This is a genomic window from Streptomyces sp. NPDC036815, assembly GCF_055609205.1.
Genome location: NZ_JBVJPW010000005.1, coordinates 373190 through 394295, shown reverse-complemented (window position 1 = coordinate 394295; position 21106 = coordinate 373190). Strand labels below are relative to the sequence as shown.

Here is a 21106-nt window from a genome sequence, read left to right as displayed (position 1 = left end):
CGCTAGGAATCCATTTCGATTCGCGGCCCAACTCAGGTGCAACAAACGGTTAACAGCATGCCGACGAATGGCGAATCAGCTCGGGAACGGCTTTTTCGGCGGCCCGGTTAACCATTCCGCCACGCGTCGTTCACCTGCCATCCCACCGCGGGTCGACCCGAATGACGGGCTGACACCTAACGTCACCCACGTGGTTAAGCTCTCCGTCATCGTGCCGTTCTACAACGTGCAGCAATACGCTCCCGACACCTTGCGGAGTCTGCGTGCGAACGCACGTGACGACTTCGAATTCATCCTCGTCGACGACTGCTCGCGCGACGAGACTCCGGACATCCTGGAGCGTGCGGCGCGCGAGCTTCCCGGCGCCGTCCACCTCCGACACGAGACCAACGGCGGCCTCGCGACCGCCCGCAACACGGGCCTCGACGCGGCGCGCGGCGAGTACCTCACCTTCCTGGACGGTGACGACTGGCTCGCGCCCGGCTACTTCGCGCAACTCCTCTCCTCCATCGAGGAGTTGGGCTGCGATTTCGTGCGCACCGACCACGTCCAGTGCACCGCGCGGGCCCGCACCGTGCACCGCGTACCGCACGGCAGGCGGGGCGTGGTGATGAATCCGCGCGACGTGATCCTCCCCGCCGACCGCTCGACGTCCGTCGACTACGCGTACGCCTGGGCGGGCATCTACCACCGCAGGCTCGCCGACCGGGGCCTGCTGCACTTCACCGACGGCCTGCGCACCGCGGAGGACCGGCCCTGGATCTGGCGGCTGCACCGCGAGGCGGAATCCTTCGCCGCGGTGAGCCTTCTCGGGGTGTTCTACCGGCGCGGCGTCGCCTCGTCATTGACGCAGATCGGCGACGTACGCCAGCTCGATTTCATCAAAGCGTTCGACCAGGTGGTACGGGAAACCGCGGCGGACCGCGACGCGGACGAACTCCTGCCGAAGGCCGTGCGCACGTATTGCGCGATCATCTCCCACCATTTGGGATCCATCGAAAGGTTCGAGCCATCCGTGGCGCGGAAATTGAAGTCAATGAGTGCGGCCGCGCTGAAGCGGATGCCGCAGGGCGTGCTCGACGACGCGCTCGACTCCATGGACGTCCAGCGGGCGACCCGGCTGCGCAGGCTGCGCCGGCGCCCGGTGCCGTCGGAGGTGGCCGCGTGATGGCGCCCTCCCCGGCCTCGTCCCGTACGGCGCCGACATCCCGTACGACGCCGACGTCCCGTACGGCGCCGACGTCCCGTACGACGCAGATCTTCCTGGCGTCCACGCTGTACGGCGTCGCGACGCTCGCCGCCGCCCTGGACGCGGGCCGGTTCGGCCCCGCCGACCGCCGCATCCTCCTGGTCAGCAACAACGCGGCGACGCCCGAGACGACGCCACCCCTGGACGAGATGCCGGGGTTCGCGCGGCTGCGCGGGCGGTTCGACGAGGTGCGGTCCTGGAACGAGACCATCGCCCCCTTCCACCCCGGCGGCTGGGCCCCGCGCGGCGACGACGTCGTGCTGTGGGAGCGCTACGTCCGGCTGCTCTGGGACCTCGGTGACGACGACGTCGAACTGGCCGTCGAGTCCATCCAGGTCAACCCCGCCCTCGCCCTCGCGCAGATCTTCACCGGCGTCCCCGTGGACGTCTACGCCGACGGCCTGATGAGCTACGGCCCCACCCGCAACAAGCTCGACCCGCTGGTCGGCACCCGCGTGCGGCGCCTGCTCCACCTGGATCTGGTGCCGGGCCTCACCCCGCTGCTCCTGACCGAGTTCGGGGTCGCCCCGGAGGTCGTGCCGACCGACGCGTTCGTGCGGGTCCTGGCCGAACTCGCGGACGACGAGGCCGAGTCGGCGGGCCTGCTCCCCGAGCTCGAAAGCCCCGCGCTCGTCCTCGGCCAGTACCTCTCCGCGCTCTCCATCCTCACCCCCGAGGAAGAGGAGGAGCTGCACATCCGGATGGTGCGCGGCGCGGCCGAACTGGGCCACACCCAGGTGGTGTTCAAGCCCCACCCCACGGCCCCGGCCCGCTGGTCGCGCGCCCTGGAGAAGGAGGCCCGGAAGATCGGCGTCGAGCTCACGGTGCTCGAAACCCCCGTACTCGCCGAGGTCCTCTACCAGCGGATGCGGCCCGCGCTCGTCGTCGGCTGCTTCTCCACCGCGCTGCTCACGGCGACCGCACTGTACGGCCTGCCCGCCGCCCGCACCGGCACGGACCTCCTCCTGGAGCGCCTCGCGCCCTACCAGAACAGCAACCGCGTCCCGGTCACCATCGTCGACGCGCTGCTGCCCGAACTCACCGACCGCGCGGCGGTCCAGGCAAGGGAACCGGGCCTGGGCACCGGCGAGTTGACCCACCTCCTCAAGGCCGTCGGCTTCGCGATGCAGCCGCAGATATACCCCCGGCTGCGCCCCGAGGCCGAGCGCTACCTCGCGCGGAACCTCACCCCCGCGACCTGGCGCTACTTCAAGCGGCGCCGCCTCACCGCGCTCGCGCTGCCCGGCGCCGTCCCCTCGCAGCTCGCCTTCATCCCGCGCAACGCGGCCGTCCGCCGCGTCGCCCGCCGCGCGCGTTCGGTGCAGCGTTCGCTCAAGCGGACCGCGCTCGGATGACGCCGCCCGCCACCACGGACACCGCCGGGCCCGCCGCGATACCCACCGCGGTGTCCGCTCCCGCCGCCGGCCACACCGCCCGGCCCACCCGCGGGAGGCCCCGGCTGCGCGCCCTCGACGGGCTGCGCCTGGTCGCCGCGCTCATGGTCGCCGCCTACCACTACGGCGGCCGTGACGGCGAGATCGCCCGGGCCTGGGGCAGCTCGCCGAGGGAGCAGTTCCCGACGGCCAGTGAATGGTTCGCGTACGGCTGTCTCGGCGTGCAGATCTTCTTCGTGATCAGCGGCTTCGTGATCTGCATGAGCGGCTGGGGCAAGCCGCTGCGCTCGTTCTTCGCGTCCCGGGCGTCCCGGCTGCTGCCCGCCTACTGGGTGGCGATCGTCCTGGTCACGGCGGTCTTCGCACTGCCCGCCGTCGCGTACGAGGCGGTCGCGCCCAGCGACGCGCTGGTCAACCTCACCATGCTGCAGCAGCCGCTCGGTGCGGACCGGGTGCTCGGCGTGTGCTGGACGCTCTGGGCGGAGCTGCGCTTCTACGCCCTGTTCGCGCTCTGCGTGGTTCTGCCGGGCGCGACCCGCGCCCGGGTCATGCTGTTCTGCGCGGTGTGGACGCTGGCCGCGGCCGTCGCCGAGGCCGCCGACGAGCCGCTGCTCGAACTGGTCCTGATGCCGCAGTACGCGCCGTTCTTCGTCGGCGGCATCGGGATCTACCTGATCCACCGCGACCGCCGCGACCTGACCGCGTGGGGCATCACGGGCGTGAGCTGGCTGATCGGCCAGCACTACGCGGTCGAGCAGCTGTGGCACGCCCCGAACCCGGACTTCTTCTCCTACCGCTCCGCGTCCGTGATCGTCGCCGTGGTGACGGCCGGCTTCGCGGCGGTCCTCGTGATCGCCCTCGGCCATCTGGACCGGGTGAACTGGCGCTGGCTGACCGTGGCCGGGGCGCTGACGTACCCCTTCTACCTGGTGCACGAGCATCTGGGCTGGGTGACGGTGGAGGCGCTGCACCGCCGTCTGGGCCTGCCGTCGTACGCGACGTTCGGCCTGACGATCGCCGCGATGCTGGTCCTCGCGTGGCTCCTCAACCGGTTCGTGGAGAAGCGGCTCACCCCGCTGATCCGCTCGGGCCTCACCCGGGACCCCACGCCCCCGGAGCTCACCGCCCGGCGGTGACGAGCGTCGCCCCGATCCCCGCCACGACCGCGGCGAGCCCCTCCTCGAAGCCGCGGTCGTGCGCGCCGAACATCTCCTCGCCCGCCGCCGCGATCAGCGGGTACGCGGCGAGGCGCTCGGCGCGCTCGGCGAGGTCGTAGCCGCCCTCGCCGCGGACCGGGTCGGGGGCCGTGAACTGCTCCTCGATGACGTAGCCGATCGTGTAGCTGTACACGGTGAACCAGGCGCGCGCGGCCGGGCCCGGCGCGAAGCCCGCCTCGACGAGCACCCGCAGCATGGCCTCCATCGGCGCCGCGTACGACAGGTCCGTGTAGCGCGTGCCGCTGAACACCTTGGCGCCGTCGCGGTAGCGCAGCAGATGCGCGCGCAGGCCCCGCATCGCGCCGGTGAGCGTGGACTGCCAGTCGGGGCCGGGGGTGCTCAGGAACTCCTCGCCCATCCGCCGCATCATCTCGGTGGCCATCTCGTCGAGCAGCGCCTGTTTGTCCTTGAAGTGCCAGTACAGGGCGGGTGCCTTGACGTCGAGGCGCTGTGCGATGGCGCGCAGGGTGAGCCCTTCGAGTCCGGTCTCGTTCAGCAGGTCGAGTGCGGTGCGCGCGACGCGGGCGCGGTCCAGTTTCGTTGTGGCCACCTTGACAATTTAACACCGTTAAGCGCAGGCTTCCGCCATGGAACTTAACGACGTTAAGGAAACCGGTGTGCTCGTCGTGGGCGCCGGTCCGACCGGCCTCACCCTCGCCTGCGACCTCGCGCGGCGCGGCGTGCGCACCCTCGTGGCCGAGCAGGCCCCGGCCCTCTTCCCCGGCTCGCGCGGCAAGGGTCTGCAACCCCGCACCATGGAGGTCTTCGACGACCTGGGCGTGGTCGGCGCGGTCATGGCGGCGGGCGGGCCGCTCCCGGTCGGCATGGTGTGGCGGGACGGCGTGCGGCAGGGCGAGCACCGGATGTATGACCCGCCGGAGTCGACGGAGACCGCCCCGTACATCGAGCCGTGCCTGCTCCCCCAGTGGCGCACCCAGGAGATCCTGCTCGCCCGGCTGCGGGAGCTCGGCGGCGACGTCGTGTTCGGCGCGGCGGTGACGGAGCTCGCGCAGGCTCCCGACGGGGTCACCGCGCGGCTCTCGACGGGCGCGGCGGTGCGCGCGGCGTACGCGGTGGCGGCGGACGGCGGCCGCTCCACCCTGCGCCGGGCCCTCGGTATCACGATGACCGGCGAGACCGTCGACCCGAACCCGATCCTGGTGGCCGACGTCCGCGTCCGCGCGCTCGACCGGGACAACTGGCACATGTTCCCGGCCACCGACGACAGCGGCCTGTACACGGCGATCTGCCCGCTGCCCGGGACCGCGGACTTCCAGCTGACCGCCCAGTTCCCCGCGGGGGCCACTCCCGACCTCTCCCTCCGGGGCGTACGGGAGCTCGTCGCCGCCCGCACGCACCTGGACGCCGACGACGTGACCGAGCTGCGCTGGGCGTCCGACTTCCGGCCGCGCGCGGCCCTTGCGGACCGCTTCCGCGAGGGCCGCGTCTTCCTGGCGGGCGACGCGGCGCACGTCCACTCGCCCGCCGGCGGCCAGGGCCTGAACACCAGCGTCCAGGACGCCTACAACCTGGGCTGGAAGCTGGGCGCGGTGCTGCGGCACGGCGCGCCCGCCGCCCTGCTCGACACGTACGAGGAGGAGCGGCTGCCCAACGCCGCGCAGATGCTGGGCCTCTCCACCCGGATCCACCGGGGCGAGGCGCGGCGCGGTGCGGCTACCCGGCAGCTCGGCATCGGCTACCGCGCGTCGTCACTGGCGGTGGAGACCCGGGCGGGCGTGGGCGATGAGGAGCTGCGGGCGGGCGACCGGGCGCCGGACGGGCCGTGCGGCACCGGCACGCTGTTCGACGCGTTCCGCGGCCCGCACTGCACCCTCCTCGCGGTCGGAACGGACGGCGAACTACCGCCGCTGGACCAGGAGTTGGTGCACGTCCACCGCGTCCCCGCGTACGAGCCGTACGGAAAGGGCCTGTTCCTGGTGCGCCCGGACGGCTACGTGGGCTGGGCGGGCGCCGACGCGCGGGACGGGCTCACGGAGTACCTGGCGCGGTGCGGGTGTTGACCTCAAGTGCGCTTGAAGTTCTAGATTCCGGTGCATGACCAGTTTCACGTATTCGCACAGCGACGCGGACCTCGCGGGCCAGCCCGTCGGCTACTGGAGTTCGGCGGCGGGCGCGGCCGTCGTCCACCACATCCGCACCACCCTCGCCGGGATGGGGCTCACCCAGCCCCAGTGGTGGACCCTCAACCAGCTCCCGCAGGCCCCGGACGGCCGCCACCGCGACGAGGTCGTGGCCGCCCTGAAGGGCTACCTCGAAGTCGGCGAGGGCGCCCTGCACCACGACATCGGGGCCCTGCGCGACCGCGGCCTGATCACCGAGGACGACACGGGCCGCATCGCCCTCACCGACGAGGGCCGCACGCTCCGGGACCGCGTCGCCGAACGCCAGAAGGAGCTGCGCGCGCAGATCCACGAGGGCATCACGGACGAGGACTACGTCCGCACCCTGAAGGTCCTCCAGCGCATGATCCACAACGTGGGCGGCTCGGCCTGGCACCAGTGAGTGCGGTGCGCATCAGACGCTGCTGAGCGACAGCTTCACCGCGAACCCGAGGAACAGCGCACCCGCCGCCGACGAGGCGCCCGCCGCAAGGCGCCTGCGGCGGCGGAAGGCGTCCGCGAGCCGGGTCCCGCTGAAGATCAGGGCCGTCAGGTAGAGGACGCTCGCGAGCTGCGCGAAGGCGCCGAGGACGACGAAGGAGAGCGCCGGGTAGGCGTAGTCGGCGTCGACGAACTGCACGAAGAAGGCGATGAAGAACAGGATCGCCTTCGGATTGAGCAGACTGATCACCAGAGCCCTGCGGAACGGCCGCTCGGCGGGGCTCCCGGTGCCGCCGCCCCCGCCCGCCACGTCCGCGGCCTTCTCGTGCCGCGCGCGCCACAGGGCGAGGGCGCCCCGCAGCATCCCGACCGCGAGCCACGCCAGGTACCCGGCGCCCGCGTACTTCACGATCCCGAAGAGCACCGCGTTGGCCTGCAGCAGCGAGGCCACTCCGGCGGCGGACAGCGTCATCAGGACGGTATCGCCGCACCAGACGCCCGCGGCCGCGGTGTAACCGGTCCGCACGCCCCGTCGGGCGGCCACGGAGAGCACGTACAGGGAGTTCGGACCCGGCAGCAGAATGATCAGTGCGAGGCCCGCGAGATAGGTCGGAAGATCGGTGACACCCAACATGGCGGGAGTCTCGCACGCCCCCGCGGAGCGGCTCGAACGGCGTCCGGACTGCGGACACCCGTCAGAACGCGTCGGTCGGCACGTACGCCCCCCACACCTCCCGCAGCGCGTCGCAGACCTCGCCCACCGTGGCGCGGGCGCGCAGGGCCTCCTTCATCGGGTGGAGGACGTTGGCGGAACCCTTCGCCGCCTCGCGCAGGGCCGTGAGGGACGCGTCGACCGCCCGCTGGTCCCGTTCCGCGCGGAGGCGGGTGAGGCGGGCCGCCTGCTGGGCCTCGATGGCCGGGTCGACGCGCAGGGGCTCGTACGGCTCCTCCTCGTCGAGCCGGAAGCGGTTGACGCCGACCACCACGCGCTCGCCGCTGTCCGTCTCCTGCGCGATGCGGTAGGCGTTGCGCTCGATCTCGCCTTTCTGGAAGCCCTGTTCGATGGCGTGCACCGCGCCGCCCAGGTCCTCGACCCGGCGCATCAGGTCGAGGGCCGCGCCCTCCACGTCGTCCGTCATGCGCTCCACGACGTAGGACCCGGCGAAGGGGTCCACGGTCGCCGTCACGTCCGTCTCGTACGCGAGGACCTGCTGGGTGCGCAGGGCCAGGCGGGCCGACGTGGCGGTGGGCAGCGCGATGGCCTCGTCGAAGGAGTTGGTGTGCAGCGACTGCGTGCCGCCGAGCACCGCGCCGAGGCCCTGCACGGCCACCCGGACGAGGTTCACCTCGGGCTGCTGCGCGGTGAGCTGGACGCCCGCCGTCTGCGTGTGGAAGCGCAGCATCAGGGACTTGGGGTCGCGCGCGCCGAACTCCTCGCGCATCACCCGGGCCCAGATCCGCCTGGCCGCACGGAACTTGGCGACCTCTTCCAGGATGGTCGTGCGCGCCACGAAGAAGAAGGAAAGGCGCGGCGCGAAGTCGTCCACGTCCATGCCCGCCGCGACCGCCGTACGGACGTACTCGATGCCGTCGGCCAGCGTGAAGGCGATCTCCTGCGCGGGCGAGGCACCCGCCTCCGCCATGTGGTAGCCGGAGATCGAGATGGTGTTCCAGCGGGGGATCTCGGCCCGGCAGTACTGGAAGGTGTCCGCGACCAGGCGCAGGGACGGCTGGGGCGGGAAGATGTACGTGCCGCGTGCGATGTACTCCTTGAGCACGTCGTTCTGGATCGTGCCGGTCAGCTGCCCGGCGGCGACGCCCTGCTCCTCGGCGACCAGTTGGTAGAGGAGCAGCAGCAGCGCGGCGGGCGCGTTGATCGTCATCGACGTGGAGACCTTGTCCAGCGGGATGCCGTCGAACAGGACCCGCATGTCGTCGATCGAGTCGACGGCGACGCCCACCTTGCCGACCTCGCCACTCGCGATCGGTGCGTCGGAGTCGTGGCCCATCTGGGTGGGCAGGTCGAAGGCGACGGACAGGCCGGTGGTGCCGTGCTCGATGAGCTGGCGGTAGCGGGCGTTGGACTCGGTGGCGGTGCCGAACCCGGCGTACTGCCGCATCGTCCAGGGGCGGCCGGTGTACATCGTCGGGTAGACGCCGCGCGTGAAGGGGTACGCGCCGGGGGCGCCGAGCTTCTCCGCCGGGTCCCAGCCCGCCAGCGCGTCGGGGCCGTACACGGGTTCGATGGGCAGTCCTGATTCCGACTCGTGTGTCATGCGTCCAGCTTGCGCCCGCACCCGGGACGCGTCACTCGCGGCAAACCGGGAAACACTAGGGGAAGTGTTGTGGGAAGTGTTGTCCGTGAGCACCGATCCATGAGTACCGGGGGCGTGATGGGCAGGGGCGCGATATCGGCAGGGGCCGTGGCGGTGCTGGTCCTGGCCGCGGGGTGCAAGGCGGTCGCGGTCGACACGGACGCGGGGCCGTCCGGCGGGGACGGCAAACGGGGCACGGCGGCCACCCGGCCACCGACGCGGGCTCCGGCCGCACCCCCTGCCAGGACCCCCGCCTCGCCCGCCACCCCCTCGCCCGCCGCTCCCCCATCCGCCGCGACGGCCTCCCCGCCACCGCCCCGCGCCATGACGCTCATGCGGCAGGGCGACCACGGCGGCCAGGTGCGGGAGCTGCAGGCCAGGCTGCGGCAGGTCGCCTGGTTCCTCGGCGCCCCCACGGGGACGTACGGCGAGGCCACCGCCAGGGCCGTGGCGGGCTTCCAGGCCAAGCGCGGCCTGCCCCGCACCGGCGAGACGGACACCGTCACGCTGCGCAGACTGGTCGACATGACGCGCGAGCCGACGCGGTACGAGCTGTACGCGGGCGGGGGCATGCCCGCCGCCGCGCCGGACGAGCGCTGCCTGACCGGGCGGGTCCTGTGCATCGCCAAGAGCACCCGCACGCTGACCTGGATGATCGACGGCAAGGCCGTTTCGACGATGGACGTGCGGTTCGGCTCGCAGTACACCCCGACCCGCGAAGGCGCCTTCACCGTCTACTGGAAGTCCCGGCACCACGTCTCGACGCTCTACGACACCGCCATGCCGTACGCCATGTTCTTCAGCGGCGGCCAGGCCGTGCACTACTCGTCGGACTTCGCGGCGCGCGGCTACTCCGGCGCGTCGCACGGCTGCGTGAACGTGCGGGACGAGAAGAAGATCGCGAGCCTGTTCGCCCAGGTGCGGAGCGGCGACCGCGTGGTCATCTACAAGTGACCGGGTGCGACCTGATGCCGGGCTCCGGTGAAAAGCGGCGTGGGCGGGATCGGGGGAACGTATCCCGCCCACGCCGAGGGCACGGAGCCGAAGGTACGGGGGGAACCCCCGGCTCGTGCGTGGGCCGATGACCAGTCGGCTCACTTCTTACTGCGTCACCGCCGCTGAAAACGTCACACCCCGGTTCGGGCGCCCGTCACGGCAGGTGCGGGAGGGGGCTGTACGAACCCGTGGGGGCCGTGGGGGTCGTCCGCGGTACGGACGGGGAGGACATGGGGGGCCCGGGGGCGCCACCGCCGTCACCGCCCGAGCCGCCGTCCTCCTCGCCGCCCTCGCCGTCGCCGTGGTCGCCACCGCCACCGTGACCGCCGCCGCCCTGGTGACCGCCGCCCGGACGGTCGCCGAGGAGCCGGCCGCAGAACTCCTCCACGCGGGCCGGACCCTTGGCCGCCTCCTCCAGGCGGCGCCGCTTGTCGCCGTCCAGCTCACCGCTGCGGTAGGCGCGGCAGGCGGCCACCGCCTTGCGGTACCAGCCCTTGGCCTCGTCGCGGTGCGGCGGGGCGGCGCTGTCCGGCTGCCGCGGGGTGTCGGTGGGATCGTCGTCCGCCTCGGCCTCCGGCGGCGGGCTGTCCCGCGGCTCTCGCGTCGGCTCGTCGTCGGGCGCCGTGCTCTCGTCAGGGGCGAGGTCCTCGGACGGCTCGCGCTCGTCGTCCGACGGGGCCGCCGAGGGCTCCTCCGGGGTGGCGGCGGACGTGGCGGAGACGGCGGGGCCGGGGTCGGGGTCGGCGTGCGTGCCGAACGGCGAGGGCAGCACGCCCGTCCCCGCGGCCACAGCGACCCCGCCGATCATGCAGGCGGAGAGGGCGGCGGCGATGCCGAAGCGGACCGGTCGGCCCCAGCGGCTGGGCCCTGGACGGTTTCCGGCCCGGCCGAGGCGTACGGTCTCGCCCGCCGCCTCGCGATGGGCGTCGCTCGCGTAGGGCGCGGTCATCGAACGGCTTCCCGCGCCCTGCGGGAGCTCCGCCCGGGCGGCCCGGAACGCGGCCAACGCGGCGGCCTCGCCCGGGAGTTCACCGGGGATCGGGAGCGGGGCGGGTCTGCGGCCGGTGGCTGCGGGGGTGCACTCGGCCGCGGCGGCGTCCTCGGACACGGCGTCGGCGTCGGCTTCGGCGGGCAGGCCGCCGTCCTGCGCGGCCAGCGCGGCCAGGGCCCGGGCGAGCCGGTCGGCCTGCGCGCGTGCGGCGGAGTCGATGCCTTCGAGGGGCTCGCCGCGCAGCAAACGTTCCGCCGCGTCGCGGTCCAGCCACTTGTGCTGCTCGTCGGCCATCACATGTCCTTCTGCGTCCGCGTACGCGAATGCGTCACACCGCCGGACGTCACCGCGCACCCGCGCGGTTCTCTCTGAGGGGGTACGGCGTCGAGCGCGTCCCTGGGGTCCGCGCCCTCCGAGCCGAGCAGCTCGGCGAGCCGCTTCAGGCCGCGGTGGGCCGCCGTACGGACGGCTCCGGGGCGCTTGCCGAGGGTCTGGGCGGCGCTCTTCGCGTCGAGCCCGACGACGACGCGGAGCACGACGGCCTCCGCCTGGTCCTGCGGGAGCCTGGCTATCAGGGCGAGGGCCTCGCCGGTGGCGAGGGACTCCATCGCCTCCGTGGCGGTGTCCGCGTCGCCCGGCTTCCCGGTCAGCTCCGACTCGTCGCCGCCCACGGCGGGGCGCCGGCCGCGCATGCGCAGGTGGTCGAGGGCGCGGTTGCGCGCGACGCGCGCCGCCCAGCCCCTGAACCGGTCCGCGTCACCGCTGAACCGCTCCAGATCGCGCGCTATCTGCAGCCACGCCTCGGAGGCCACGTCCTCGGCATCCGGATCGCCGACGAGCGTGCGTACGTATCCCAGCAGCCGTGGGTGCACGGAGCGGTACACAGTCCGGAAGGCAGCTTCGTCCCCGTCCTGCGCCGCAAGCACCGCGGCGGTCAGCTCCGCGTCGTCCCCCAGCACTCTCTCAATCCTGACACTCGGAGATCTGCGCCCGGCCCCGGCGCGAAGCAGCACGCTACGGGCTGGAACGGGCCTACGTCCATGTTTGTACAACGTGCAACTAGCGGGTGACAGAACGCGGTGTGACACAAAACGCACGCGCGGCGCTGAAGGAAGTACGGACCGCACGCGGTTCGTACCGTGTGCCGGCCGGGGCCTCTCCTGTGGGGGGTGGCGGCCCCGGCCGGTTCCTCGGTACACGCTGATCACCACGAACCGTCGCGCCCCATCCGCTCCCCCAGCCTCCGCAGCCCGCGGTGAGCGGCCGTCCGTACCGCGCCCGGGCGTTTTGCTTCGTCCGGGCAAGGGCCTTGAAGGTCTCGTCCGCCTTCGGCTCGGCGGGCATCGACCTGGTCGGAGCCGCCAGGTCGCAGCCCCTCACGGGGTCGGCGGCGCCGGAGGCGGCCGGGAGCCTCAGATACTTGCCGCGCGCGAGCTCCGTGCCGTCGCGGTCCATCTGCAGGACACCGGTCGTCTCCCCGGCGGTGGTGCGCCACCCGTATCCCCACTCGCGTCCCCGACGCCCACGACAACCGCACAACTGTCACATGACCCAGCGCACCGGCCCGCCCGGGCGTCACGCCGGACGGGTGCGGGATACATCACGCGACAAATCGCCCGCCCCGCTACAACCCTTTGCCACGTCGATCAGTCGTACGAACTCGCTGAGTTCACCTGTGATTCGCTGAGGAGTGGGGCAATTGACGCCGCGCAAACCGCGTGAAAAGGCGCGTACCACGCATGCGTACAGGCCGCTGAGTCTGCGGCGCAGGGCGTGGCTGACGATCGGGGCCGTCGTGCTGGGCGGCGCCGGAGCGGTGACGTACGCCATGGCCGAGCCCGCCGACGGGGAGGGCCCCGGCGCCGACCCGCGCGCGAAGCGGCCCGCGAGCGTGCACGATCTGGCGCTCCGGGGCGACGGCGCGACGAAGCGGGGCCTCTCCCGCACGTCGACCGGGCAGTTCTCGCTCCTCGGCGTCTCGTGGAGCGGCGCCACCACGGAGCTCGACGGCACCGCCCAGGTCCGCACGCGCGCCCTCGGCTCCGGCAGCTGGACCGGCTGGCGCTCCCTGGGCCTTCGGGCGGACCCCGCGAAGAAGGCGGAGGCGGGCACGCGGGCCGCGTCCGATCCGCTCTGGGTCGGCCCTTCGGACGGCGTGGAGGTCCGCGTCACCGCGGCGGACGGCACGTCGACCACCGCTCTACCCAAGGGACTTGAGGTCAACCTCGTGGACCCGGGCGTGACGGCCCAGGAGGCGCGCGACCCCTCGCTCGGCCGCCGCGCGGGCACGGACGTGTCCCCCGCGGCGTTCACCCTCGACGAGGCCCCCGCGGCCCCGGGCACCGCCCCGGCCAGACCGACGCCCCCGTCGTCCACCGTCACCCGGCCGCCCGTGATCGACCGTGCCACCTGGGGCGCCGACGAGTCCCTCGTCGAGGACCCGCCGGAGTACCTCGACAAGGTCAAGGCGGTCTTCGTCCACCACACGACCGGCACGAACGACTACAGCTGCGCCCAGTCGGCGGCGCTGGTCCGCGGCCTCCTGACGTACGACGTGCGGACCGAGGGCCGGAACGACCTCGGCTACAACTTCCTCGTGGACAAGTGCGGCCGGATATTCGAGGGCCGCGGCGGCGGCAGCGACCTGCCCGTGCGCGGCGAGCACACCCACGGCTTCGACGGCGACTCCACGGGCATCGCCGTCCTCGGCGACTTCGAGGGCGACCCGGCGGCGGACAGGCCCGCGGGCAGGCCGACCCGCGCCGCCCTGGAGTCGGTGGCGCGCGTGGCGGCCTGGAAGCTCGGCCAGTACGGCGGGGACCCGGCCGGCAAGGTCACGCTGACCGCCGACGACGACACCGGCGTGTGGAAGAAGGGCGAGCAGGCCTCGCTGCGGACCGTCTCCGGCCACCGCGACGGCTCCACCACCCGCTGCCCGGGCAAGAACCTCCACGCCGAGCTCGGCGAGATCCGCCGCTACGCGGGCACCGCCGGCCGGAACTCCGCGATCCCCACGGCCGACTACAACGGCGACGGCATCACGGACCTGATCGCGGCCACCCCGAAGGCGTCGTCGAGCCGTGGCCGCGTCACCGTCGTGCCCGGCGGCCTCGACGGGCCTGTGGGCGCCTCCCGCGTCTCCCTCACCCAGGCGAGCCCCGGCGTCCCCGGCACGTCGGAGACGGGCGACAGCTGGGGCGCGGCCACGGCGTGGGGCGACCTGAACGCCGACGGCCACGCGGACCTCGTCATCGGCGCGCCCGGCGAGGACGACACCTCGGGCCACGCCGACCGCGGCGCGGTCACGATGCTGTACGGCCCGAAGTTCACGTCCGGCACGGACATGCAGCTCTCGCCCGACTTCCACTACCCCGGCGCCAGGTTCGGCTCCGCGGTCGCCTCCGGTGACTTCAACGCCGACGGCAAGGCGGACGTCTTCGCCGTGGCGACGGGCACGGGCGGCTCGTGGGCCGCGCGGCTCGACCCGGAGCACGAGTCGGGCGGCAGCCTCACCTCGGGCGACACCGCCATCGCGTATCCCGACGCCGCCTCCGGCGACTTCAACCGCGACGGCTACGCGGACGTGGCGCTCACCTACCGCGACCAGGCGGGCAAGGGCAAGGTCGCCTGGTTCCGCGGCGGCCGCTCCGGGCTGAGCCGGGTCGGCGTCCTGTCCGTCCCCGGCGGCCGGTCCGTCGCCGTGGGCGACGTCAACGGCAACGGCTACGACGACCTGGTCATCGGCCAGCCGTACACCTCCGAGTCGGGCGCCCACGCGGGCGGCCAGGTCACGGTGGTCTCGGGCACCTCGACGGGGTTCACCACGACCGGCATGAAGACGGTCCACCAGGCGACGTCCGGCGTTCCCGGCGCCGCCGAGGCGGGCGACGCGATGGGCTGGTCGGTCGCGGCGGGCGACTACGACCTCGACGGCTACGCGGACGTCCTCGCGGGCGCCCCCGACGAGGACATCACCCGCGCCGACAAGAACCGCAAGGACGCGGGCACCTCGCTCCTCCTGAAGGGCTCTTCGGCCGGCCTCACCGGCACGGGCGCGAAGGCCTTCTCGCAGGACGAGCCCGACGTCCCCGGCTCCACGGAGTCCGGCGACCGCCTCGGCTCCTCGGTCACCCTGGCGGACCTGTCCGGCTCCGGCCGCGCGGACCTCGCCATCGGCGTCGAGGGCGAGGACGCGGGCGACGGCACGATCCTCCAGCTGGACGCGGGCAGTTCGGGCGTGCCGGGCGCGAGCGGCGTCTACTACGGGCGCACGCTCCTCGGTACCCCGGCGGGCGCCCGTCTGGGCCAGATCCTGACGCCGTGACGGCGGGCGCGCCACTCCCCCCGCGACGGGGAGCGGCGCGCCCGGTTTCAGCCGGTGTCGCTGGGCACCCGGCACTCGTCGGGCTGGTGCCTGCCCTCGGGCCAGCCGATGCCGACGAACTCCAACGCCTCGGTGCGCGGGTCCAGTTCGACGACGGCGACCGGTTTGTCGTAGGCGTTGCCCGCGTTGGTCAGACAGATCCAGCCGCTGGTCCCGCGCACCCGGTTGACCGCCTCGATGCGCTGCCACATGTCGGAGACCCGCTTCAGGGGCGGCACCGTGCCCGAGGTCTGGGCGTTGGCGAGCAGCACGGCCTTGGCTATGGTCCGCGTGCCGTCGTACAGCAGCATCGTGCGGGAGTCGTCCAGGCCCGTCGGCCCGATGTCCCCGGCGCTGCCCTTGCCGATGAGTGAGCGCAGCGTGTCCAGCTCCGCCTTCGGCTCGGTGAAGTAGGCCGGGCCGCCGCCCTTGCCACCGCCCTTGCCGCTCAGCTGCTCGCTCCAGGCGGCGGGGTGGCCGGGCGCCGCGTACTGCACCTTGACAACGGGTTCCGTGCCGCCGCCGCGCAGCCGCGCCCAGTCGTCGCCCTTCATGTAGCGGTCGAGCGTCGCCGCGCCCGAGCCGCTGACGATCGTGTACTTCTTCCCCTTGCACTGCACGTCGGCCAGCTTCAGCGCGAAGAGCCGCAGGTGGACGGGGCGGCCCGCGAAGTAGACGTACCGCGCCGTGGACTGGCAGATGTTCTGGGCGATGAGGGTGAAGTCGTTGCCCGTGTCCCCCGGGTCGGTGATCGAGGGCGAGTCGAACGTCTGGTCCTTGGGTCCCGGCGGGCCGCTCTCGTCACGGCTGAACGCCTGGGCCAGCGAGTTGTTGTAGATGTCGTGCGGCCGCCTGTCCCGCACCAGGACGGTCTCCTCGTCCTTGAGCCTGCCGTGGAAGCTGGCCAGCGCGTCGGCCTGCTGGCGGTTGGTCGGGATGATCCGGGCGAGGCCCGGATAGGGGTCCTTGCCGGAGCTCTTCTCCGGGTTGGCGAGCCCGTCCGCGCTGACCCGACTGGCCAGGACGGGGATGTGCAGTTCGCGGGTGAGCCGCGCGATGGCCTTCTCGGTGGCGTCCAGGCTGAGGTTGAAGCCCGTGACGGCGCGCAGGCTGCCGTGCTCGCGGTCCGTCATGCCCGCCAACTGGTCGACGACGCGCTTCTGTTGGCCGTACGCGTCGCCGGGGTTGGCGAGGACGAGGCGCAGCAGCGGGGTGTTCTCCTCGCGGTTGGCCCGGTACTGGGCGAGGTAGGCGCCCTGCACCTCGCTGCGGAGCTGTTTGCGCTCGGCGGCGATGTCGGGCTGGAGCGGCAGCATCAGGGCGACGGTGACGTGCGGCTTGTCGCCGACGAACTCCTCGTTCTCCTTGGCGATGGCGCGGGCCACCTTGTCGATCTCCGGCGTGCCGAAGGCGTACCCGGTGCCGTTGACGCCGATGCACTCGCCGCCGTGCTTCTCGACGCCGGTGGCGCAGCTCTCCGGTTCGCCGATCGGGGGCAGGAACACGTACAGGAGCACGCCCGCGGCCGCGAGCCCGAGCAGTGTGAGGATCCTGCGCATCCAGTTGGCCAAGAACGTGTTGTACAGCCAGTTCCCGAGCGGTCTCACCGCTGTCCTCCCCTTGGTCCTGCCCCAGTTGGCCGGCCCGGTCAGCCGAACCCGATGTGTTCCGTGCACACGCACCGCTGCAGCGGCTGTTTGTCCTCGGCCCGGTCGCCCCAGTCGCGGGCCATCCGGATGAGCAGCGCGGCCCCGTCCGCGGCCCTGGCCACGTCGGCGCCCTCCGGCCCCTGGTCGCGCACCGCCTCGTCGGCGGTGCGCGCCAGCTCCTCGCTGAGCTCGCGCAGGGGCCCGCGCAGCACCCCGGGCACGGTCTCGTCCAGCGGCTGGGTCCGGTCCTCGGTGAGCCACACGGCGTGCAGCAGCCGGTCGATCCTGCGCCGCAGGGTGTCGCCGCGCACCTGGGTCTCGCCGAGGGCGCGGGCGTACCGGTCGTCGGCCGCGCCGATCAGCGCGGCGTCCGCGACGGCGAGCAGCTCCTCGCACCAGTCGGCGATGGGGCGGGTGCGGAACGTCTCGGCCAGGTAGCGGGTGACGAGGTCGGCGCCGTCGGAGGCGAGGAGGTGGTGGGTGCGGTGCGCCCCCGCGGTGACGAACAGGGCGTCGGGGTGGCGGTCGCCGAGGTCGCGGTAGTGGCCCTGCAGCAGCGCGTGGTCCGCGTGCCAGGCGGCGCCCCCCTCGCGCAGCCGGTACAGCCTGCGCGTCAGCAGGCGGCGCAGGCCGAGGTCGCCGATGAAGTGCCGGGGGCAGCGGGGCCAGCCGGTGTCCTCCAGGAGCTCGGCGATCCGGTAGGCGTTCAGCTGCTCGGTGCGCCCTTCCTGCACCGCGCGCATCAGGGTCTGGGCGCACTCCACGTCGTGCGCGACCGAGAGGTGCGTGAGCAGGTCGAGCCAGTGGCCGCGGTGTTCGGGCGGAAGCTCCTCGGGGCGCTGGCGGACGACGAGTTCGTCGACGAGTACGTCGGCCACCGGGCGGTCGGCGACGGGGCGCCCCAGGTCGTCCTCGCCCGCGGGCACCCGGGCGTCCAGGATCGCCCAGTCATCGCACTCCTCGGGGTTCGGGAACACTGCCGTGGCGGTCGCCTGGCCGAGCCGGGTCACGAACAGCGGACGTCCGCCGCTCAGCCGGTGCACACCGCTGTGGATACGGAGCCGTACGGCGTTGTCGGGCTGCTCGTGGCCGCCGCGCAACCGGCTGAGCTCGTCCTTCTGCCGGTCGCGGGTGAGGGCGGGCATGCGGACGAGGAGGACGCCGCGCCACAGGGGCGCGTGGTCGGGCACGCCGCCCGCCGGACGGCTCCACTCGGGCAGCGTCCCCGTACGCGGACGCCAACTCACGGTCTCGTCCCGGCTGTTGCCCGCCCGGTGCAGGAACCGGCCGCCGTCCTCGCGGCGGGCGGTCGCGAACACGACGAGGCGGTCGTGGTGCCCCCGCTCCCGGTCCTCGAGGGCGGGCTTCAGGAGCCGCCTGCCGAGGGCGTTGTCGGCGTGGTCGAGGAGCAGGGCGGGCCGTCCCACCCGCGTCATGCGCCCGCGTACGGACTGGTAGGCGGCGTCGACGTCCTGCCGCAGCGCCCGGAAGAGGAAGCCCTCGGCGATCCGCCGCGCCTCCCCGCCCTGCTGGAAGTCCTCGCCGAGCGCGCGCAGTCCGGACAGCGGGTGGCCGCCCGCGCCGGGGTACTCGCCGTAGCAGGCGGTGAGGGCGGCCCGGCCCTCGGCCGACGCGCGGGCGAACAGCCCGTCGAGCAGCGCGTTGAGGAAGGGCCCGACCAGCGGACTCGTGACGAGCCCCGTCAGGTACCCCACGTAGTTCCGCGCCGTCCCCTTCAGCACTCCGCGCCAGAAGGAGCCCGGCGGCAGGATGCCTTCGAGGCGGCCCACCTCGTCGACCAGCGGCGCCGCCCGGGCGAGGCGGTCGCTCGCCGCCACGGCCGCGAGCCCGGCGTACAGCCGCGGCACGGCGATCCCGCCGCCGTCGCCGCCCCAGTCGCCGTACTGCAGCGCGACCTTGCGGAGCACCTCGGTCACTTCCGAGCGGCTGCCGGGCCGCTCCTCGGCCTGCTCACGGCAGTCGGTGAGGGCGCAGTCGACGTACGCGACGGGCACGCGCGGCCCGAAGTGCCGCCGCACACACCGCAGCAGGCGCCCCTTGCCGGTGCCGGGCCCGCCGACGAGCAGCACCACGGGGAGGTCGGGCCCGTAGAGCAGGTCCCGTCTGCGCCCGGCCGCGGTCCTCCCGAGCAGCCTGGCTATCAGGCCGCCGTCGTCCAGCAGCTCGTCGAATCCGAGTTCATCTGGCACGGGCCCTCCGTGGACGTGGCGGCAGGGGTCGCCGGATGATGGCTCGTCAGGTTAACGAGGGGGCGCCCGTTTGGCGAGAGTGCGCCGTCCGGCGTCGGGGGAGGGGCAGGCGGGCGGCGGCGCCACTGTCACGTCCAAGTGGTTCAACGAGTAGGACCACCCGCTCCGTCAGGCCCGTCCCCGCGCCCGCCGCGACACCACCGCCCGCAGCACCCGGCGGCCCTCCGTCGAGACGTCCAGGGCCTGCCGCAGGCCGCCCGCCGGGCCTGCGGCCTTGTCGGAGAGCAGCTCCAGGATCCGTACCTGGCGCCGGAGTTCCGCCGCGACCAGCCGCGTCTTGCCGTCCGTGCGGCCCTCGCGGCGCGCCGCCACCGAGTGGCCGCCGCCGGTGGGCGTGGTGTCCAGGAGCCGGTGGACCTGGAGCGCGGCGACCGAGCAGCCGTCCGCCCACTCCCGCACCTCGGCGCCCGCATACGCCCCCGGGGCCGCGTCGAGCATCCGCCGGGCGAGCGCCGCCGCCTCACCGGAAGCCGCGCGGTCCGGCCGGGCGGACTCCCCCGCCGCGGACTCCCCCGCGGCCCTGTCGAGCGACGCGCGCGCCGCGGCCAGCGGCCCGTCCCAGTCCCCGCCCTCCGCGAGCCTCGCCCAGAGCGGGCGAAGCAGGTCGTCGTCGCCGCCGAGCACCGGGACACACCGGTCGAGGCAGGCCAGCCCGCTCGCCGCCAGGCCTCCCTCGTCGGCCTGCGCGATCAGCTCCACCAGGCTCATGCTGTACGTCTCCCCGTTCCGGACCCTGCACTGCCCCTTACTGCGTGCACCGGCCCCGGAACGTCACTGCGGGACCACTCCGAGGCGGTCGAGGAGCCGGAAGAAGAGCTCCTCCGCGGAGGGTTCGGCGTCCGCCTTCAGCACGTCCAGCAGCGGCCCCGACGACACCGTCCGGCCCGACTCGGCCGCCCAGGCCACCGCCCGCTGCGCGGCGTCGCGCGGCTCCAGGAAGTAGTCCTCCACGGTCGGTTCGGCGTCGCCGAGGTACTTGGCCATCGCGCCCCGCGCCAGGCAGGTGGTCCACGCCCCGCTCCTGGGGGACGCCGCCTCGACGACCACGCAGTCGCTGTCCATCACGTAGCCGAAGAGCGCGGGCGCGTCCGTCTCCCGGGCGAGCGCGTTCATGTTCCCCACGTCGTGCGTGCCGTCGCCGCCTGGCACCTCCCACACCTGCCAGCCGTCGGGCCGCCGGTCCAGGAGGCTCAGTTCGTCCCGTACGCCCGCCACCGCCGCGAGCTCGGCGAGCGGCCGCTCGCTCCTGCCGACGACGTAGTACCCCCAGTAGCCCATGCCCCACTCCCCGTCGTGCTCCTGCCGTGCTCCCGGGCCGAATACACCACAGGCGTCGGTGGGTTCGCCACCAAAAGGACGAATTCAGGGGGCGGCGAGCGGCCCCGGCAGCGGCTGGACCTGCGGCGGACCGGACCGGGCCCGGTGGTCCTGCAGGCGCGTGAGGCGGTGCACGACGAGCAGGGCGAGGACGGCCGAGACGATGTCGAGCACGTCGGAGAACATGAGGTTGCCGACGGCCGCCTTGATCTCGTCGGGCTCCTCGGCCCGCCAGTACGACTGGGTGGACCAGCGCCCGGCGAGGAGGTTCCCCACCCACAGCGTCCACCAGGTGTTCAGGAGCCGGTGCGGGGCGCTCGCCGCCGACGCCGGGTCACCGCTCGCGTCCCAGATGTCGAGGGCGACCCGGCGCGGGAACCAGAGGTTCACGACGGGCACGAACCAGCCCCACACGGTCCAGCCGCGCGCCTTGCGGTGCAGGTGCGGCGCGAACACCTCGGCGTTCACCCGCACCCGGTGGAACCAGACGAGGAAGACGACGCAGGTCGCGAGCAGCGCCCCGGTCTGCAGGAACCCGGAGGCGGCGTACAGCGTGTCGGCGCGTTCGGCGTCCCGCTCCACACCGGCCCCGAAGTCCCCCGCGAGCAGGTCCGCCATCACCTCCCTCATGACGGTGCCCGCCCACAGCGAGTAGAGGTCCGCGGCGATGACGACAGCGAGCAGCGCCATGACCGCCCGGCTGAGGCCGATGGGCGAGCGCAGCCGGGCGGGTGGCCCGCCCCGGACGGGGTGGTACGGCGGATGTTCCTGGGACAGCATGGTC

The 21106-nt window shown here is 73.4% G+C and carries 17 protein-coding genes; 7 read left to right on the top strand and 10 right to left on the bottom strand.

Annotation, left to right across the window (positions count from 1 at the left end; genetic code table 11):
* Positions 1-190: 190 nt before the first annotated feature.
* From ACZ69I_RS14915 to ACZ69I_RS14905, 3 genes are read left to right on the top strand one after another with little or no spacing between them, the layout of a single operon-like run.
* The gene (locus ACZ69I_RS14915; RefSeq protein ID WP_467670190.1) at positions 191-1168 is read left to right on the top strand and encodes a glycosyltransferase family 2 protein; all 978 of its coding nucleotides are present in this window, start codon (positions 191-193) and stop codon (positions 1166-1168) included.
* Positions 1168-2604 (top strand): alpha-2,8-polysialyltransferase family protein, encoded by a 1437-nt coding sequence (locus ACZ69I_RS14910; RefSeq protein ID WP_470832433.1) that lies wholly within the window; start codon positions 1168-1170, stop codon positions 2602-2604. Before ACZ69I_RS14915 ends, ACZ69I_RS14910 begins: the two co-directional genes overlap by 1 nt.
* Positions 2601-3779, top strand: a complete 1179-nt coding sequence (locus tag ACZ69I_RS14905; RefSeq protein WP_470832431.1) for an acyltransferase family protein — start codon at positions 2601-2603, stop codon at positions 3777-3779. Before ACZ69I_RS14910 ends, ACZ69I_RS14905 begins: the two co-directional genes overlap by 4 nt.
* Here ACZ69I_RS14905 and ACZ69I_RS14900 read toward each other — a convergent pair.
* The gene (locus ACZ69I_RS14900) at positions 3763-4410 is read right to left on the bottom strand and encodes a TetR/AcrR family transcriptional regulator C-terminal domain-containing protein (protein ID WP_470832430.1); all 648 of its coding nucleotides are present in this window, start codon (positions 4408-4410) and stop codon (positions 3763-3765) included. The genes ACZ69I_RS14905 and ACZ69I_RS14900 overlap by 17 nt on opposite strands.
* A 37-nt stretch (positions 4411-4447) precedes the next feature.
* Here ACZ69I_RS14900 and ACZ69I_RS14895 point away from each other — a divergent pair, with 37 nt between their 5' ends.
* Complete coding sequence (locus ACZ69I_RS14895) at positions 4448-5881, top strand: FAD-dependent monooxygenase (RefSeq protein WP_470832428.1); 1434 nt, start codon at positions 4448-4450, stop codon at positions 5879-5881.
* Positions 5882-5915: 34 nt separating this feature from the next.
* On the top strand, positions 5916-6383 hold the full coding sequence (locus ACZ69I_RS14890; RefSeq protein ID WP_470832426.1) for a MarR family winged helix-turn-helix transcriptional regulator: 468 nt from the start codon (positions 5916-5918) through the stop codon (positions 6381-6383).
* Positions 6384-6395: 12 nt separating this feature from the next.
* Here the strand turns inward: ACZ69I_RS14890 and leuE are convergent, their stop codons facing one another.
* Positions 6396-7055 (bottom strand): leucine efflux protein LeuE, encoded by a 660-nt coding sequence (gene leuE / locus ACZ69I_RS14885; RefSeq protein WP_470832425.1) that lies wholly within the window; start codon positions 7053-7055, stop codon positions 6396-6398.
* A 61-nt stretch (positions 7056-7116) separates the two neighbouring features.
* Positions 7117-8697 carry an acyl-CoA mutase large subunit family protein gene (locus ACZ69I_RS14880; RefSeq protein WP_467670204.1) on the bottom strand — a complete coding sequence of 527 codons (1581 nt, stop codon included), beginning with the start codon at positions 8695-8697 and terminating at the stop codon, positions 7117-7119.
* Positions 8698-8796: 99 nt separating this feature from the next.
* Between ACZ69I_RS14880 and ACZ69I_RS14875 the strand changes: the two genes are divergently transcribed.
* Positions 8797-9690 (top strand): L,D-transpeptidase family protein, encoded by an 894-nt coding sequence (locus tag ACZ69I_RS14875; protein WP_467670206.1) that lies wholly within the window; start codon positions 8797-8799, stop codon positions 9688-9690.
* A gap of 196 nt (positions 9691-9886) precedes the next feature.
* Here ACZ69I_RS14875 and ACZ69I_RS14870 read toward each other — a convergent pair whose 3' ends face one another.
* Both ACZ69I_RS14870 and ACZ69I_RS14865 read right to left on the bottom strand, forming a co-directional pair.
* The gene (locus ACZ69I_RS14870; protein ID WP_470832423.1) at positions 9887-11017 is read right to left on the bottom strand and encodes a hypothetical protein; all 1131 of its coding nucleotides are present in this window, start codon (positions 11015-11017) and stop codon (positions 9887-9889) included.
* Positions 11017-11682 (bottom strand): RNA polymerase sigma factor, encoded by a 666-nt coding sequence (locus tag ACZ69I_RS14865; protein ID WP_467670210.1) that lies wholly within the window; start codon positions 11680-11682, stop codon positions 11017-11019. Before ACZ69I_RS14865 ends, ACZ69I_RS14870 begins: the two co-directional genes overlap by 1 nt.
* A gap of 740 nt (positions 11683-12422) precedes the next feature.
* Between ACZ69I_RS14865 and ACZ69I_RS14860 the strand changes: the two genes are divergently transcribed.
* Positions 12423-15047, top strand: coding sequence for an FG-GAP-like repeat-containing protein (locus ACZ69I_RS14860; RefSeq protein ID WP_470832422.1), 2625 nt, complete (start codon positions 12423-12425; stop codon positions 15045-15047).
* A 47-nt stretch (positions 15048-15094) separates the two neighbouring features.
* Here the strand turns inward: ACZ69I_RS14860 and ACZ69I_RS14855 are convergent, their stop codons facing one another.
* From ACZ69I_RS14855 to ACZ69I_RS14835, 5 genes are all read right to left on the bottom strand, one after another.
* The gene (locus ACZ69I_RS14855) at positions 15095-16693 is read right to left on the bottom strand and encodes an amino acid ABC transporter substrate-binding protein (RefSeq protein WP_470832420.1); all 1599 of its coding nucleotides are present in this window, start codon (positions 16691-16693) and stop codon (positions 15095-15097) included.
* A 41-nt stretch (positions 16694-16734) separates the two neighbouring features.
* Positions 16735-18945 (bottom strand): hypothetical protein, encoded by a 2211-nt coding sequence (locus ACZ69I_RS14850; protein WP_467670216.1) that lies wholly within the window; start codon positions 18943-18945, stop codon positions 16735-16737.
* Positions 18946-19113: 168 nt separating this feature from the next.
* Complete coding sequence (locus tag ACZ69I_RS14845) at positions 19114-19713, bottom strand: hypothetical protein (RefSeq protein ID WP_470832419.1); 600 nt, start codon at positions 19711-19713, stop codon at positions 19114-19116.
* A gap of 63 nt (positions 19714-19776) precedes the next feature.
* Positions 19777-20283 (bottom strand): hypothetical protein, encoded by a 507-nt coding sequence (locus ACZ69I_RS14840; RefSeq protein ID WP_470832417.1) that lies wholly within the window; start codon positions 20281-20283, stop codon positions 19777-19779.
* 84 nt (positions 20284-20367) lie between these two features.
* Entirely contained in the window at positions 20368-21102 is a 735-nt protein-coding gene (locus tag ACZ69I_RS14835) for a DUF4328 domain-containing protein (protein ID WP_467670222.1), read from the bottom strand.
* Positions 21103-21106: the final 4 nt, after the last annotated feature.

Bases quoted from the DNA above. Each gene is read 5' to 3' on its own strand.
- ACZ69I_RS14910 (WP_470832433.1), top strand. From the start codon at position 1,168: ATGGCGCCCTCCCCGGCCTCGTCCCGTACGGCGCCGACATCCCGTACG.
- ACZ69I_RS14905 (WP_470832431.1), top strand. From the start codon at position 2,601: ATGACGCCGCCCGCCACCACGGACACCGCCGGGCCCGCCGCGATACCC.
- ACZ69I_RS14895 (WP_470832428.1), top strand. From the start codon at position 4,448: ATGGAACTTAACGACGTTAAGGAAACCGGTGTGCTCGTCGTGGGCGCC.
- ACZ69I_RS14890 (WP_470832426.1), top strand. From the start codon at position 5,916: ATGACCAGTTTCACGTATTCGCACAGCGACGCGGACCTCGCGGGCCAG.
- leuE (WP_470832425.1), bottom strand. From the start codon at position 7,055: ATGTTGGGTGTCACCGATCTTCCGACCTATCTCGCGGGCCTCGCACTG.
- ACZ69I_RS14880 (WP_467670204.1), bottom strand. From the start codon at position 8,697: ATGACACACGAGTCGGAATCAGGACTGCCCATCGAACCCGTGTACGGC.
- ACZ69I_RS14875 (WP_467670206.1), top strand. From the start codon at position 8,797: ATGAGTACCGGGGGCGTGATGGGCAGGGGCGCGATATCGGCAGGGGCC.
- ACZ69I_RS14870 (WP_470832423.1), bottom strand. From the start codon at position 11,017: ATGGCCGACGAGCAGCACAAGTGGCTGGACCGCGACGCGGCGGAACGT.
- ACZ69I_RS14845 (WP_470832419.1), bottom strand. From the start codon at position 19,713: ATGAGCCTGGTGGAGCTGATCGCGCAGGCCGACGAGGGAGGCCTGGCG.
- ACZ69I_RS14840 (WP_470832417.1), bottom strand. From the start codon at position 20,283: ATGGGCTACTGGGGGTACTACGTCGTCGGCAGGAGCGAGCGGCCGCTC.
- ACZ69I_RS14835 (WP_467670222.1), bottom strand. From the start codon at position 21,102: ATGCTGTCCCAGGAACATCCGCCGTACCACCCCGTCCGGGGCGGGCCA.